The 15772-nt window shown below is 68.1% G+C and carries 15 protein-coding genes; 7 read left to right on the forward strand and 8 right to left on the reverse strand.

All coding sequences use genetic code 11. The annotated features are described in order from the left end of the window. The first annotated feature begins 338 nt into the window (after positions 1-338). From FOF52_RS17065 to trxA, 7 genes are all read left to right on the forward strand, one after another. Entirely contained in the window at positions 339-2774 is a 2436-nt protein-coding gene (locus tag FOF52_RS17065) for a DUF6049 family protein (protein WP_248590930.1), read from the forward strand. A 111-nt stretch (positions 2775-2885) separates the two neighbouring features. Continuing rightward, positions 2886-4628: a murein biosynthesis integral membrane protein MurJ gene (gene murJ / locus FOF52_RS17070; protein WP_248590931.1), complete on the forward strand. Its 1743-nt coding sequence runs from the start codon at positions 2886-2888 to the stop codon at positions 4626-4628. 546 nt (positions 4629-5174) lie between these two features. After that, positions 5175-6695, forward strand: coding sequence for a protein kinase family protein (locus FOF52_RS17075; protein ID WP_248590932.1), 1521 nt, complete (start codon positions 5175-5177; stop codon positions 6693-6695). Beyond that, complete coding sequence (sigM, locus tag FOF52_RS17080; protein WP_248590933.1) at positions 6692-7321, forward strand: RNA polymerase sigma factor SigM; 630 nt, start codon at positions 6692-6694, stop codon at positions 7319-7321. Before FOF52_RS17075 ends, sigM begins: the two co-directional genes overlap by 4 nt. Continuing rightward, positions 7318-8181 (forward strand): anti-sigma factor family protein, encoded by an 864-nt coding sequence (locus FOF52_RS17085; protein WP_248590934.1) that lies wholly within the window; start codon positions 7318-7320, stop codon positions 8179-8181. The genes sigM and FOF52_RS17085 overlap by 4 nt, the downstream gene beginning before the upstream one ends. Positions 8182-8345: 164 nt before the next feature. Further along, on the forward strand, positions 8346-9278 hold the full coding sequence (trxB, locus tag FOF52_RS17090) for a thioredoxin-disulfide reductase (RefSeq protein WP_248590935.1): 933 nt from the start codon (positions 8346-8348) through the stop codon (positions 9276-9278). A 70-nt stretch (positions 9279-9348) separates the two neighbouring features. Continuing rightward, positions 9349-9672 carry a thioredoxin gene (gene trxA / locus FOF52_RS17095; RefSeq protein ID WP_248590936.1) on the forward strand — a complete coding sequence of 108 codons (324 nt, stop codon included), beginning with the start codon at positions 9349-9351 and terminating at the stop codon, positions 9670-9672. A 152-nt stretch (positions 9673-9824) separates the two neighbouring features. On the opposite strand, the gene FOF52_RS17100 is transcribed toward trxA, so the two are convergent. The 8 genes from FOF52_RS17100 to rpmH all read right to left on the reverse strand — a co-directional run bounded on the left by FOF52_RS17100 (position 9825) and on the right by rpmH (position 15454). After that, positions 9825-10778: a ParB/RepB/Spo0J family partition protein gene (locus tag FOF52_RS17100; protein ID WP_248590937.1), complete on the reverse strand. Its 954-nt coding sequence runs from the start codon at positions 10776-10778 to the stop codon at positions 9825-9827. A gap of 34 nt (positions 10779-10812) precedes the next feature. After that, complete coding sequence (locus FOF52_RS17105) at positions 10813-11646, reverse strand: ParA family protein (RefSeq protein ID WP_248590938.1); 834 nt, start codon at positions 11644-11646, stop codon at positions 10813-10815. A gap of 215 nt (positions 11647-11861) precedes the next feature. Beyond that, positions 11862-12575: a 16S rRNA (guanine(527)-N(7))-methyltransferase RsmG gene (gene rsmG, locus FOF52_RS17110; RefSeq protein WP_248590939.1), complete on the reverse strand. Its 714-nt coding sequence runs from the start codon at positions 12573-12575 to the stop codon at positions 11862-11864. 265 nt (positions 12576-12840) lie between these two features. Further along, positions 12841-13335: a Jag family protein gene (locus FOF52_RS17115; RefSeq protein ID WP_248593907.1), complete on the reverse strand. Its 495-nt coding sequence runs from the start codon at positions 13333-13335 to the stop codon at positions 12841-12843. A gap of 177 nt (positions 13336-13512) precedes the next feature. Continuing rightward, on the reverse strand, positions 13513-14442 hold the full coding sequence (gene yidC, locus FOF52_RS17120; RefSeq protein ID WP_248590940.1) for a membrane protein insertase YidC: 930 nt from the start codon (positions 14440-14442) through the stop codon (positions 13513-13515). Between the two features lie 26 nt (positions 14443-14468). Then, a complete protein-coding gene (yidD, locus tag FOF52_RS17125) occupies positions 14469-14786 on the reverse strand; it encodes a membrane protein insertion efficiency factor YidD (protein WP_248590941.1) in 318 nt (105 codons plus the stop codon). Then, on the reverse strand, positions 14783-15226 hold the full coding sequence (rnpA, locus tag FOF52_RS17130; protein WP_248590942.1) for a ribonuclease P protein component: 444 nt from the start codon (positions 15224-15226) through the stop codon (positions 14783-14785). The genes yidD and rnpA overlap by 4 nt, the downstream gene beginning before the upstream one ends. Positions 15227-15310: 84 nt before the next feature. After that, complete coding sequence (gene rpmH / locus FOF52_RS17135; RefSeq protein ID WP_248590943.1) at positions 15311-15454, reverse strand: 50S ribosomal protein L34; 144 nt, start codon at positions 15452-15454, stop codon at positions 15311-15313. Positions 15455-15772: the final 318 nt, after the last annotated feature.

Raw genomic sequence — 15772 nt, forward strand, 5'->3', positions numbered from 1 at the left:
GGCCACACTCCGCCCTGGCGAATCGATTCCGCTCCCCGCCGGGAAACAGTGACGCGCCCCACGGGTGCACCGCGTCCGGGCGCGGCAGCGGACGGCGTGCCGCCCGCTCCACGGCTTCCGCTGCCCCGAGAAGAGGACAGAAGGTATCGTCGTTTTCGGACGGGACGCGTTTCCCACCGCGTCTGCCCCACCCACAACCGCCCCGCGGCGGTCGGTGGAGGAGACCCCACGGGCACCGTTCCGCGGTCATCGCGGTCACCCAGGGACTCTTCTATCCTGTGGAGCCATCCGTACGGCGACTCCAGCCGACCGTCCAACGATTCGGAAGACCCAGAGGCGTGCGTCGAATTGCTCACCTGGGCGTGGTCGTTGCCACCGCCCTGGCGGTGCTTCCGGCACTGACCCCGACCCAGTCCACTCCGTCGGCCGAGGCCGCGACCGAGTCGATGTCCGGGACCGCGACGGTCCTCCCCGCGGACGACGGCACCGACCTCCCCGCCCTGGCCGTATCCGAGATCACCCCCACGGCCGTCAAGGAGAAGGACACCGTCACCGTCAGAGGACTGGTCACCAACACCACCGACGGCCCCCTCGACGACATCGCCGTACACCTGCGCTACACGCCCTACCCGCTGACCGACCGCGAGGCCCTGGACCGGCACGCCGAGGGCTCGGGCCCCGAGCCCTACGAGTCGGGCCCCTCCACCACCGTCGACATGGCCCTGCCCCCGGGCTCCGCGATCTCGTTCGAACTCGAAGTCGACACCGAGGACCTGGACCTGCAGGGCGGGTTCGGGGTCTACCCGCTGACCATCGCCGCCACCAGCGGGAGCGCGGGCAGCCTCGGGAAGGTCCACACCTTCCTGCCCTACACAGGAACCGAGAAGGTGGAGAAACTCCGGGTCGCCTGGGTGTGGCCGCTCATGGACAGCCCGCAGCGCGCTGACGACGACACCTACCTCTCCCCCGGCCTCGCCGCGGAACTGGCCGAGGACGGACGGCTGGGCCGCCTGCTCACCATCGGCGCCCAGGACGGCGAGATCGACTCGACCTACACCGGCCCCACCCCCGCCCCCGACGAGGAGACCGCGGAGAGCCCCGCCCCCGACGCCTCTCCCTCGACCGACCCCTCCGCCTCCCCCACCGAGGCCCCCGACACCGAGACGCCGCCCGGCCCCACCCCCGAGGAGTCCCCCACCCCCGCGGACCCGGTCCCCATCACCTGGGCGGTGGACCCGGCCCTGCTCGACGACATCCGGCGCCTCGGCGAGGGCAGCTACTGGTCCCTGTCCAACGCCACCGGATCGGGACCGGCCCTGGAAGAGCACGAGGCCAGCCCCGACGCGCAGGTGTGGCTGGCCCATGCACGGCTGTGGCTGGCCGAGGACCCCCTGCTGACCGTCCCCTACGCCAACCCCGACCTGTCCGCGCTGTTCGACGCCGACCTCACCGTCGACGCCGAGACAGCGGCCGACCTGGGACACTCCACCGTGGTGGAACTCCTGGGCCGCGAAGCCGACACCGAACTCGCCTGGCCCGCCGACGGCGTCATGGACGAAGCCACCCGCGACTTCCTGCACTCCCGCGGTGCCACCACCTTCCTCCTCGACGAGTCGGCGATGCCCGCACAGAACTGGCTCGGTCACACCCCCAGCGGCGTGGCCCCGCTGCCCCTGCCCGGAGGGGAGAAGGGAACCGCCCTCGTCGTCGACCGCGGACTCACCCGGGTCCTGGGCGCCGACACCCACACCCCCGGCTCCAGTGCCCTGGCCGAACAGCGGTTCGCCGCGGAAACCGCGGTGATCGCCGCGGAGGCCCCCGAGACCGAACGCACCCTCGTCCTGGCTCCCCCCCAGGACTGGGACCCCAGCACCGCCTACGCCACCGGCCTGCTCGACGCCACCGAGAACCTGCCCTGGCTGTCCGCGGTGTCCCTCGCCGGCGTCCGCGCCGACGCCGACGACGGCGACGAACGGCAGGGCCTCACCTATCCGGACGGGGCCGCCGACTCCGAACTCACCGACGACTACCTGGACCGGGTCCGGGCCGTCCGCCGCCAGATACGGCTGTTCAACAGCGTGCTGACCGAGGACGGGGACCCGTTCCGCCCCGCCGTGCTGCGCCTGGAGTCGGCGTGGTGGCGCGGTGACGCCGAGGGTTCCGAGGCCGCACTGGACCGGGTGGACCAGGCGGTCCAGGAGCACAAGGCCAAGGTCTACGTCATCCCCGGGGACCCCATTACGCTGGCCAGCAAGAACGGCACCCTCGGCGTGCTGGTGGCCAACGACCTCAGCGACCACTCGGTGACCGTGCACCTGTCGATCTTCTCGGAGAACTCCGAACGCCTGTCGATCGGCGACTACACCAAGTCGATGGAGATCGGCCCCGGCGGCAAGACCACCGTGTACGTGCCGCTCTCGGCCACCGTCAACGGCCGTACCGTGCTGCACCTGAGTCTGCACAACGCCGACGGCGAGCCGATCACCGACGAGCAGACCACCATTCCGGTCAACGCCACCGGACTGGGCAGCGGGGCACTGGTCATCAGCGGTATCGCCGCCCTGGTGCTGGTCACCGCCCTGACCCCGCGCGCCGTCCGCAAGTGGAGGCGGGAGCGGAACCGGACCGCCGAGACGGCGTCCGCCGCAGACCCCGCCCTGGAGGGGCCGGTTCCGGCCGGCGAGGAGCACGCCGACAACACGATGAACGACAATGACAAGGATCAGGTCAGTGCCGGACAGGACGGAGAGAGCCCCGGGGACGCCCGTTCCTGAGCCGCACGGTTCCGTCTCCCGACGCTGATCTCCGCCACGACAAGACCTTCCGATCACGACGCCTCGGTTGCGGCGGCCTGCCCGCTGACACCATCGAAAGGAGCCACGCCGGTGGCGACCGACATCACCAGCGACAGCGACGACCACACCGGCGGCCCCGCCGGGGACGCGGGGTCCCGCCCTCCCACGCCCGATCCCGCTGCCGCCGAACCGTCGGAGCAGAGCTCCTCGCCCCGGGGCGGCATGATGCGCTCCAGCATGGTCATGGCGGTCGGGACGATGGTGTCCCGGGTCACGGGGTTCTTCCGCACCGTCGTGCTCGCCGCGGCCCTGGGCACCCAGCTGCTCGGGGACGCCTACAACGTCGCCAACACCATTCCGTTCATCATCAACGACCTGCTCATCGGCGGTCTGATGGCGAGCGTGATCGTGCCGTTCCTGGTACGGCGGCGCAAACAGGACGCAGACGGCGGCAAGGCCACCGAGGACCGCCTGTTCACCAGCGCCGTGGTGGTGCTGCTGGTGGTGACGGCGGTCGCGGTCCTCCTCGCGGGGCCGCTGATCCAGCTGTACGCGAGCGACTTCCTGCCCGCGCAGGCCGAGGTGTCGGTGTTCCTGGCGCGTTTCCTGCTCGCCCAGGTGTTCTTCGTCGGTATGAGCGGTCTGATCAGCGCCATGCTGAACACGCGGGACAGGTTCGGCGCTCCGGTGTGGGCGCCCGTGCTCAACAACCTGGTGATCATCACCGTCGGCGTGCTGTTCCTGTTCGTCGGCACCGGCGACACGGTGGAGACGGTGACCACCGCCGACAAGATCCTCCTGGGAGCGGGCACCAGTTGCGGCATGGTCCTGCAGACGGTCGTCCTGCTGGGGTCGCTGTGGCGGTCCGGGTACCGGTGGCGGCCCCGGCTGGACCTGCGCGGCTCCGGGCTGGGCGAGGCGCTGCGCACGGCCGGGTGGATGTTCCTGTACACCCTCACGACCCAGCTGGGTTTCGTGATCACCTCCCAGATCGCCACCGGGGCGAACGTTGCCGCGAACCTGCAGGGTGACGGGGACGCGGGCGCCGGCCTCACCGCCTACAGCTACGCCTACCAGCTCTTCCAGCTGCCGTACGCGATCATCGCGGTCTCCCTGATCACGGTGCTGCTGCCGCAGATGAGCGCGTTCGCCGTCGACAAGCGGTGGGACGAGGTGCGTGCCGGCTTCTCCCGCACTCTCCGGGTCTCCGCGCTGATCCTGATCCCGCTGTCGCTGGCGATCGCGCTGTACGCCACGGAGGTCGCGGTGCTGCTGTTCGCGCACGGCAACACCGGTGACAGCGACGCGGCGAACATCGGCAACATCCTGATGGTGATGTCGCTCGGGCTGCTGCCCTTCACCATCTTCCAGTTGATGCTGCGGGTGTTCTACGCGCTGGGCGACACCCGCACCCCCGCGTTCCTCGGCATCGGCAACATCGCCGTGCACGGTGTGCTGGCGCTGACCGCGTCCTGGCTGCTGCCGCCCCGGCTGGTGGTCGTCGGCGTGGCCGGCGGGTTCATGTGCTCCTTCCTGGTGGGCCTGCTGGTCGGAGGCTTCGTCCTCAGCCGTCGGCTGGGCGGTCTGGACGGGCGCCGCATCGCGGGCACGCTGGTCCGGCTGTACCTGGCGTCCGCCCCCAGTGTCCTGGTCGGGTGGGGCGTGCTGGAGTTGTTCCGGGCGTGGTTCGCCCCGGGGCTGGTCGTCAACATCGGTGCGCCGGTGGTCGGCTGCCTGTTGGCGCTGCCGGTGTTCCTGGTCTCCGCCAAACTGCTGCGGGTGGAGGAGTTGCGGTCGGTGCTGGACCTGGTCAGGTCCCGCCTGCGGCGCTGACGGCCCCGTCCGGGCGGGTTCTCCGGCAGGGCCGCCCCCGCTGTCCGCGGGCCTGTTCGGCCGGGACGCGCCACACTGCGGACGCGGCGGTATTGCCCACGATCGCGGTTCCCGGCGTAGTGTTCGGTGTGGCGGTGAACGCGGTGCTCGGGTCAGTGGGGCACGTCCCGCGGGGATCCGGTCCTCACCGCGTTCGGAGGGTGTCCGCACCAGCCCGCCCCCCGTCTCCTCACCACCAGAACAGCAATAGTGACGCAAGTCACACCAACCGCGGAAACGGTACACGTCCGCCTGTTCGGACGCTGATTACCGGAAGCCCGGCACCCTCCCCGACCACGGAGGCCCCAGCTTGTACGAGATGTTTCCGAATGTTCCCGACTCATGTCCTCCAGAAGGCATGGTCGAGCGTCCTAGCATGGAACGGCGTGACTCTGCCCCAAAGTTCGGTTTCTTCTCAGCTGCCCGAAGGGAGGTCGGGGACAGGCGCTATGGCCCGGCAGCAGGGAGGACAGCCTCACGTCGGCCCTCCCGTCCGTCACTCCCGGTATGAGCACCTTCATGATTGAGCCCGGTGCGAGGCTCGCCAATCGCTATCGACTCGACGAATTGGTGAGCGAGACCAGCGGAGCCTCACTGTGGAAGGCGACCGACGAAACTCTCGCGCGCCCCGTCGGGGTCTGGACGTTCGCCGACGGCTTCGGCCGCACCGGCGAGGCGGTCCGTGCTGCCCGCGCGGCCAGCCGTGTCTCCGACGCCCGCGTCACCCAGGTGTTCGATGCCGACGACTCCGGTGCCACCCCCTACGTGGTCCAGGAGTGGATCTCCGGCACGACCCTGTCGGACCTGCTGCGCAACGGTCCTCTGGAACCCGAACGTGCCGCGGGTCTCGTGGCCGAGGCCGCCGAGGCACTCACCGCGGCCGCGCAGATGGGCATCCACCACCTGCGGCTGACCCCGGACAAGCTGGTGTGGAGTGTCGGCGGCGCGGTCAAGGTGACCGGCCTCGGGCTCGACGCCGCACTGCACGACATCACCGTCGAGCACCCGCAGACCGTGGACGCGCAGGGTCTGGGACGGCTGCTGTACGCCGCCCTCACCGGGTACTGGCCGGGTCCCGAGACGACCGGCCTGCGTCCCGCCCCGCTCGTCTCGGGACGCCCGTGCGAGCCTTCCCAGATCATCGCGGGCATCCCCGACCAGCTCAACGAGATCGTCTGCCGCGCGGCCTTCCAGACCAGCGGCCGCGAGGGGCCGCTGCGCACCCCGCAGGAGTTCGCCGACGCCCTCGCCGACGTGCCCCGGGTAGTTCCGATCCCGATGGCCCAGGCGGCTCCCCCGCCTCCGCCGCCGGTGGGGACCTCCCGTATCTCCGGACAGCTCGACGTGGCCGCGGCCGCACCGCCCGCCCCCCGGGCTCCCCGTCCGTCCCGCCGCCGCACCCCGCCGCCGTCCGAGGGATCCCTGACCAACCGGATCCTGATCGGAGTCGTGGCCCTGCTGGTCTTCGTCGCCGTGGTGATGGGCGCGTGGCTGCTCGGCAGCAACATGAGGGACGGCGGCTCCGGGCCGCAGATCGCGGAGGTCCCCGACGGCAGCGAAGAGGTCGAACTGGTGACGCTCACCCCGGCGAGCGCGACCGGTTTCGACCCGCCTCCGGCGGGCGACAACAACGAACACAACGACAAGGCTCCGAACACCATCGACGGCGACCCCTCGACCCACTGGAACACCGAGGGGTACAACAGCGCCGAGTTCGGCAACTTCAAGGAGGGTGTCGGCCTGCTCATCGACATGGGTGCCGAGGTGGAGATCCACGAGGCGGACCTCACCTTCGGCAGCGGCACCTACAGTGCCGAGCTGTACGTGCGCAGTGAGTCCGGCGGAGCCCCGGGGGAGGACGAGGAACCTGTCTGGCAGGGCTCTGGAGTATCCGGAGCGGTCCCCGTTAAGCTGGACGAACCCGCTACCGGGCGGTATGTGGTGGTCTGGTTCGTCTCCCCCCTTTCTGAGGACGGCGGTAAATACCGGGGCACTGTCAACGAGGTCGAACTACGCGGAATTCAGTGAACACGGTGACCGACGCGGTTCAGGAGATCCCCGACAAAGAGCTGCTGTTCAGACACAACCAGGGTGATGAGCACGCCTTCAGCGAACTGGTGAAGCGGCACCACGCACGGCTGTGGGCCGTGGCGATTCGCGTACTGGGCGACCAGGAGGAGGCCGCCGACGCGCTGCAGGACGCCTTCCTGTCGGCCTTCCGCGGCGCTCACCGGTTCCGCGGCGAGGCGATGGTCAGCACGTGGCTGCACCGGATCGTCGTCAACGCCTGCCACGACCGGCTGCGCCGCAGGATGGTCCGTCCCGCGGTGCCCACCGAGGACAACACCCTCGACATCCTCTCCAACGAACGCGGAGGGCCCGCCCCCGACCCCACCGGCCGCAGCGACACCTCCCTCGACGTCCACGCCGCCCTGGAGTACCTCCCCGTCGAGCAGCGGCTCGCCCTCGTCCTCGTGGACATGCTCGGCTACCGGGTGGAGGACGCCGCGAGGATCCTGGAGATCGCACCGGGCACGGTGAAGAGCCGGTGTGCTAGGGGGCGCGCTCGGCTTCTCCCATATCTTGCCCATCTCAGGAACCCTGGCGACTCCCCAGACGTCCCATCTCCGAAAGGAGGTGGCAGGAGATCGTGACGTCTCATGTGGACCCCGAGACACTCGCGTTATTCGCCGAAGGAGAGCTGAGGGACAAGGACAGGGAGCAGGAGGTACGCGCCTGGCTCGCCGAGTCCGAGGAAGCCCGGGCTCAGCTCGCGGAATTGCGGGAAGTGTCGCAGATCCTGGCCTCCGCCCCGGTGCCACCCATGCCCGAAGGGCTGATCGACCGCATCGACGAAGCGTTGCGGACCGAGGCGAAGAAGCATCCCGTTCCTTCCCGTCCCACGGTCGCTCCGCTGGCCCCACCCGACCAGGACACGAAGGTGCGTCCGCTCCACCGGCCTCGCGGACCGGCCCGCTGGATGCCGTTCCTGGTCGCCGCCGCGGCGGCGGTCTTCGTGCTGGGTGCCGGCACGGCCGTGGTCAGCGGTCTGTTCACCGCTCCCGAAACCACCGGTTCCGGGACGGTGCTCGCGCCGCCTCCGGCTCCTTCGCCCCAGGCCGCGCTGCCCTACCGGCTCGCCGTGGTGTCCAGTGGCACCGACTACACCGCGGACGGCCTCGCCACGCAGGGAGCGTCGGTCCTCGACCGCTCCGCCCTGTCCGACTTCGGCGAGAGCACGGAGGAGTCCGAGTCTCTCGTCCCCCGGACGGACGAGGCCATCCCCGCCGAGGTCACCTCGTGCGCCGAAGCGCTCAGCGGTGCCTACGGCACCCCGACCCTGGTGGACATCGCCTCCTACGAGGGACAGCCGGCGTGGATCATGTTCTTCCCCGCAACGTCCGGCACCGGAGCGGAAGGTTACGCGATCTGGGTGGTCGAGCCGGGCTGCGCGGAAGAGGACGATCCGGACTCCGCGGTGGTCGACACCGCGGTTCTCCGCAGTCAGCAGTGACCGTCTGACCCGGTTTCTCCGACATTCCTCGGAGAAACCGGGTCGGGCGGCGGCCGGCCTTCCCTCTCACCGTGCTCCCGGGAATCACCGACGCCTACCATCGGTTGAAGTGAACGGTTTTCCTGTCCCAACGACAGCACGAGTGTGCAAGGGGTCTGACCGCTGTGAGTAACGTCCGTAACGTCATCATCATTGGCTCCGGGCCTGCTGGTTACACCGCAGCCGTGTACGCGGCCCGCGCGGAACTGAAGCCTCTCGTCTTCGAGGGCTCCATCACAGCGGGCGGCGCGTTGATGAACACCACCGAGGTGGAGAACTTCCCCGGCTTCCCCGACGGGATCATGGGTCCCGAACTGATGGACAACATGCGCAAGCAGGCCGAGCGGTTCGGTGCCGAACTCCTCCCCGAGGACGTCACAGAAGTCGACCTCACCGCCACCCCGAAGGTGGTCAAGGCCGGCGACCAGACCTTCCACGCGCGCACGGTGATCATCGCCACCGGTTCCGGATACCGCAAGCTCGGCGTTCCCGGCGAGGAGGAGTTCTCCGGACGGGGCACCTCCTGGTGTGCCACCTGCGACGGCTTCTTCTTCCGGGAGCAGGACATCGCCGTTGTCGGCGGTGGCGACACCGCTATGGAGGAAGCGATCTTCCTCACCCGGTTCGCCCGTTCCGTGACGGTCATCCACCGCCGTGACCAACTGCGTGCCAGCAAGATCCTGCAGGAGCGTGCGTTCGCCAACGAGAAGATCTCGTTCGTGTGGAACAGTGAGGTTACCGAGGTCCTCGGCGACACCAGGGTCAACGCGGTCCGACTGCGGAACCGGGTGACCGGTGAGGAGAGCACCCTCGATGTCAGCGGACTGTTCATCGCGATCGGCCACGACCCCCGCGTGGAACTCTTCAAGGGTCAGCTCGACCTCGACGAGGAGGGCTACCTGAAGGTCGACTCGCCCAGCACCCGGACCAACCTCCCCGGCGTGTTCGCCTGCGGTGACGTGGTCGACCACACCTACCGTCAGGCCGTCACCGCAGCGGGAACCGGATGCGCCGCCGCCCTGGACGCCGAGCGCTACCTGGCCGAACTGGCAGACTGAGCGCGGGTCGTTCTTTCTTTTCCTGTCTGACCGTTGTCCTGTCCCTCCGCCGAAGAAGAGGAGCAACTGAATGGCCGCCATTCAGGACGTCACCGACGCCAACTTCGACGAGGTCGTCCTCAAAAGCGACCTTCCTGTCCTGGTCGACTTCTGGGCCGACTGGTGCGGCCCCTGCAAGATGATCGCTCCGGTCCTGGAGCAGATCGCCGCGGAGCAGGAAGGCAAACTGACCATCGTCAAGCTGAACGCCGACCAGAACCCGGACACGGTGCGCCGGTACGGAGTGATGGGCCTGCCCACCCTCAACCTCTACAAGAACGGCGAGGTCGTGAAGCAGCTCGTCGGCGCCAAGCCCAAGCGCGTCCTGGAGAAGGAACTCGAAGAGTTCCTGTGACCTCCCGAGCCGCCCGCGGACGGTCGGCGGGGCGGTGTTTCACGTGAAACCCTGAATGAGTTCGGGCCGCGAAACACGGAAACGTGCGTGGTTGCTTCGGCAGCCGTCCACGACCGTGTCTCGCGGCCCGTTCCTCTTCGGGGCGGGACGGGTCAGTTCTCGGTGACCAGTCCCGGAGCCATCGTGGCGAGAATGCGTTCCAGGTCCTCCTTGGTGGCGAACTCCACGACGATCTTCCCCTTGTTCCGCCCCATGTCGACCTTCACCCGGGTGTCGAAGACGTCGGAGAGCCGGTTGGCCACCTCTTCGAGTTCCGGAGCGTTCTCCTTGCGCGCCGGCTTCTGGCGCTTCACGGGGGTTTCCAGGTCGCCGAACGCGATGATCTCTTCCAGTGCGCGCACGGAGAGCCCCTCCGCGACGATGCGGTGCGCGAGGCGCTCCTGGAGTTCGGGATCCTCCACCGCGAGCAGCGCCCTGGCGTGGCCCGCAGTGATCACTCTGGCGGCGACCTTGCGCTGCACCGCGGGCGACAGGTTGAGCAACCGGATCGTGTTGCTGATGTGCGGCCGGGAACGGCCGATCCGCTTGGCCAACTCTTCGTGGGTCACCCCGAAGTCGTCCAGCAGTTGCTGGTAGGCGGCGGCCTCCTCCAGCGGGTTGAGTTCCTGCCGGTGCAGGTTCTCCAGCAGTGCGTCCCGCAGCATCTCGTCGTCGGAGGTCTCGCGGACGATCGCCGGAATCTCCTTGAGGCCGGCGCGCTGGCTCGCCCGCCACCGCCGCTCTCCCATGATCAGTTCGTACCTGGCGGCACCGCTCACGCTGCGGTTCACCCTGCGGACGACAACGGGCTGGAGCAGCCCCACCTCGGTGATCGACGCGGTCAGCTCGGCGAGTGCATCCTCGTCGAAGTGCTGCCGCGGCTGCCGGGGATTGGGGAGCACCGCATCGACCGGAATCTTCTCCAGGTAGGCCCCGTCGACGGTCTGGGGGGCGGAGGGTGGCTGAGCTCCCAGCACAGTGCCCCGGGTGGTCCCGGGGGCCACCGACGGCCCCTGCGGGATGAGCGCTCCCAGTCCTTTGCCAAGACCGCGCCGCTGTTGGCTCAACGCCGTCTCCCTTCAGCTCCCATAGCGGTTCGCCTCACCGGTTCTCCCTGTGGCTCTGCGTCCGGAAGGCCAGTTCACGAGCGGCGTCCAGGTAGGCCATGGCTCCCGTCGACCCCGGGTCGTAGGTCATGACCGACTGACCGTAACTGGGCGCTTCGGACACACGGACGCTCCGGGGGATCATCGTCTTCAGCACCAGGTCCCCGAAGTGCCCCCGGACCTCTTCCGCCACCTGTGACGCCAGCCGCGTCCGACCGTCGTACATCGTGAGGAGAACCGTGGAGATGAAGAGCTCCGGATTGAGGTGCGACTTCACCAGTTCGATGTTGCGCAGCAGCTGCCCCACACCTTCGAGCGCGTAGTACTCGCACTGGATGGGAATCAGCACCTCTTCACAGGCGACCATGGCGTTGACCGTCAGCAGCCCCAGGGAGGGCGGGCAGTCGATCAGGATGTAGTCGAGGTCTTTGGCATCGTAGGCGCTGAAAGCCCGCTTCAGTCGCGACTCCCTGGCCACCAGGGAGACCAGTTCGATCTCTGCTCCCGCCAGGTCGATCGTGGCCGGCACACACCACAGGTTCGGCACGTCCGGCACCGGCCGCGCCAGCTCCCGGAGCTCCTCGTCCTCCACCAGGCAATGGTAGATCGAGCGGGAATCAACCGCGCGTTCCATGCCCAGGGCTGTGGACGCGTTCCCCTGCGGGTCCAGATCGACCACCAGCACCCGGTTGCCGTGCATCGCGAGTGCCACCGCGAGGTTGACCGTGGTGGTCGTCTTGCCGACGCCGCCCTTCTGGTTGGCCACACTCATGATGCGGCACCGCTCGGGACGCGGCCACGTCTCCCCCGTACGTCCGCGCGCGCTCATCGCGGCGCGGGCTGCGCGGGCTATCGGTGTGTCGAAGTCAGCGACAAGGTCCTCGCCGACCGCTTGGGAGGGGTTTCTGTCAAGCGCGGTTTCACGTGAAACATGCGCACCGGACATCTCGATCTCTGCCGGGACGGATCCCTGCCCCTCGTAGTAGTGGAAGGTTTCACGTGGAACATGGGCGCCGTCGGAGTGATTGTGGGGCACGAATGAGTTCACCTCTTCCGTCCGCGCTTCTTCCTACCGCCAGGCGTGCGTTGGGACTTGGACGGGGCCGCCTTGGTTCCGGCCTCAAGATCAGTCGTGACCGTGACGCGAACGACCGTGGTAGCTGGATTGACTTTACCGCTCCCCACTCGGACAACGTCTGCGGTGTTAGGACGCTGTTTGGACAATTCTTGGCGAGCGGCCTCCAACTCGGCCTCGGCCCGCTCCCCCTTCAGCGCGAGCAGACTCCCTCGGTTGCGGAGCAGCGGCAGGGCCCAGCCGATGAGCTTCGGCAGCGGAGCGACCGCCCGCGCTGTGACGAAATCCGCTCTCAACTTCTTGCGCACCTCTTCGGCGCGTCCCCGGTGGACCGTGACGTTGTCCAGGTCGAGGAGTTCCACGCACTCCTGCAGGAACACCGTCCTCCGGAGCAGCGGTTCCAGCAGTGTCACCGACAGGTCCGGCCGCAGGATTCCCAGCACCACTCCGGGGAGCCCGGCCCCCGAACCGATGTCGATGACGTCTGCTCCCCTGGGGATCAGTTCCTCGACCACAGCGCAGTTCATCAGGTGGCGCTCCCACAGGCGGGGGACCTCGCGCGGACCGATCAGTCCGCGTGTCACCCCCGCGTCCGCGAGCAGTTCGGCGTACCGCTGCGCCACCGGCAATGTCTCACCGAACAACTCCCGAGCCGCATCGGACAGGACGACATGCCCGGTCATCAGTCACCACCTTGGCCTCTTCAGCGGGGTCAGCAGCTATGAGCGGAGTCAGCGACAGAAGGTCCACGAATCGACCGACCGAGAGACGCCCACCTCTCACGATCTTATGCGGGTTCCCTCCCCTCTTTCGGGGGCAGTCCCGCGAAGCCGCGGCGCCGGAGGTTTTCCGTCCGCCGCCCGCCCGACCGGTCGAAGGGATCCGGAAAGATCGAGTGCCGCATGTTTCACGTGAAACATGCGGCACTCGATCGGGAAGTGCTGTGGTTCAGTCGACCGGGTAGACCACCACGTAACGGCTGGGCTCCTCCCCCTCGGACTCGCTGTGCAGGCCGGCCGCCGCCACGGCGTCGTGCACGACCTTCCGTTCGAAAGGAGTCATGGGGTTGAGTTCCTTGGCCCTGCCGGTCCGCTTGACCTCGTTGGCCACCTCGGTCCCCAGCTTCCGAAGAACTTTACGCCGGGACTCACGGTAGCCGCCGATGTCGAGCATGAGCCGGCTGCGGGTGCCGGTGGTGCGGTGCACGGCGAGGCGGGTCAGTTCCTGGAGCGCCTCCAGCACCTCGCCCCGCTCTCCGATCAGTTCTTTGAGTGTCGCCCCCACAACGGAGACCAGGGCACGGTCGCCTTCGACATCCATGTCGATGTCACCGTCGAAGTCGGCGATGTCGAGCAGGCCCTCGATGTAGTCGGCTGCGATGTCGCCTTCCCGTTCGAGCGCCTCGATATCGATGGTGGCGGTCTCCTCCGGCTCTTCGGCCACCGCCACAGCTGTGCTGGAGTTCGCCCCGCCTCCGGTGTTGCTGTCGCTCACGACAAGCTTTCTCCTTATGTCGCGGCCCTGTACGCGGTCCGCTGCGTGGACGCGTGCCAAGGGCTCTCGCCTACGCGTCCACGCAGCGGGCGGTGAGTACAAGGATCTCTCGGGAATCCGCCGGACCTACTTACCGCCGGTCCTCTTGGACCTCGGCTGCCTCTTCGGCTGCTTACGTTCGATCTTAGGCTCTTCCGGCTTCCCAGTCGGCTGCTGCTGGCCGTGCTTCGCGAAGAGACCCTTGCCGGTGGCGGACGGTTCGGCCTTGCTCTTCTCTCCCGCACTGCCGGGGGCGGGGAACTTGCGGTAGAGGAAGTGCTGCTGCCCCATGGTCCAGATGTTGGAGGTGACCCAGTAGATCAGGACACCGACCGGCATGGCCAGGCCGAACAACCCGAATCCAGGCGCGATGTACATCATGATCTTCTGCGACTGCATCATCGGGTTGTCTTCCATGCCCGGCTGCTTGAGCGTGCGGTTCATGCTCTGCCGCATGGTCAGGAAGGTCGTGGTCCCCATGATCACGCAGGCGATCGCGATGATCACCTTGGCCATGATCGGGTCGGCGCCGAAAGCGGCCAGCTCATCAGCCGAGGAGGTGAAGTGCGCGGCGACCGGCGCGCCGAAGATCAGGGCGCTCTGTGCGCTGTCGGCCAGCTCCTGGGTGAATCCGTACTTGGCCTCGCCCTCGGCGACCTCGCGGAGCACGTTGAACAGGGCGAAGAAGACCGGCATCTGCAGCAGCAGCGGCAGGCAGCCCATGAGCGGGTTGGTTCCGCTCTCCTGGTAGATCTTCATCTGCTCCTGCTGCAGGCGCTGCTTGTCGTTCTTGTAGCGCTCACGCACCTTGAGGAGCTTGGGCTGCAGGTCCTGCATCTTCCGCTGCGTGTGCATCTGCTTCACGAACAGCGGAATCATCAGGACACGCACGAGGACGGTGAGGAGGACGATGGACAGTCCCCAGGCCCATCCGCTGTCCGGGTCGAGGAAGATGCTGAGACCGGAATGGATCCAGACCAGCACCTGGCCGACGATGTTGTAGAGCCAGTCCAGCACCGGCTATCTCCCTTGGTTCGCTGACTTCACAGACCCGACGCTCCGGGCGGGGTCTCCCCCTCGCTCCCGAGCCTCGCGTCATCGATCTCTGTGCCGCTCTCGCCCCTGCGTGGCGGGACCGGATCAAGCCCCCCGGGGTGGAACGGATGGCATCTGCCAAGTCTGCGGATGGTCAACCACAGTCCGCGCCCGGCCCCGTGTACCCGAAGCGCCTCGACCGCGTAGCTGCTGCACGAGGGATAGAAGCGACAGACGGGGGGAAGGAGCGGGCTGATCAGACGTTGGTAGCCGCGGATCGGCAGGATCAGCACCCGGGCCAGGAAGGTGGGTCTGTCGCGTGTCATGGGGTCGGCCGTTCTCCAGCTGCCGGGACGTTCGCGGGCGCGGCCTCGCGCGGTGCGCGGGTACGGCGTGCCGACCGTCCGCGGGGGCGTGTCACCGCGCTCAGCGCACTGTCCAGCTGGGCTGCCAGCTCGTCGTATCCGAGAAGCGCGGATCCGGGTTTGGCCCGTACCACTAGCAGGCTACCCGCGGCCAGGGAGTCGAGCCGATCCCGCATCAGGTGACGTAGCCGCCGTTGGACGCGTTTGCGGACGACCGCTCCCCCCACCGCCTTGCTGACGATGAATCCGACCCGGGGAGGTGCGGCGTCGCCTGACTCGTCCCGGGCTTCCCGTGGAACGAACAGGATGACGGTGAGAGCGTTCCGACCGGCCCGACGTCCCTTGCGCATGGTGAGATCGAAGTCGGCACTGCGCCGCATTCGGTTGCGTGGGGACAGCATCGGTTCAGAACACCCCCGGACACAACAAGCGGACCGGTTGCCGAAGCGGGCAGACCGGTCCGTTGAACGTTTGACTGCTGACGCCTAGTGGCTGACGGTCAGCGCTCCGCGCCCCTTGCGCCGACGCGCAGCGATGATCGCGCGACCGGCACGGGTACGCATGCGCAGCCGGAAACCGTGGGTCTTGGCGCGACGCCGATTGTTCGGCTGGTACGTACGCTTGCTCACTGCTTAACTCCAGGGGCGTTCCGGAAGTACAACGACGACGAACCAGCCGACCGTGCCGGCGGTCCGTGTGTTCCTGCTGCTGTCGCGGGGACGCTCAGCTGGAACATCGCCCGCTCAGGCCGCTCCGCCGTGAACCGTGTGGTGCGAGTCACGGACTGGTGTCCGGTCTCTTGGCACCAGCGCACAGACGGATACCGACGTAAGCACAAAGAAGATACGGGCTGAGCCTGTGCAGGTCAAATCGTCCACGCGCCCCCCGAAGCCGTCCGGGCGGAGTTATCCACGAACCAGACGGTCTGTGGAAAACCTCTGTCCACA

Origin of the sequence: Thermobifida alba (genome assembly GCF_023208015.1) — a bacterium.
Classification (GTDB): domain Bacteria; phylum Actinomycetota; class Actinomycetes; order Streptosporangiales; family Streptosporangiaceae; genus Thermobifida; species Thermobifida alba.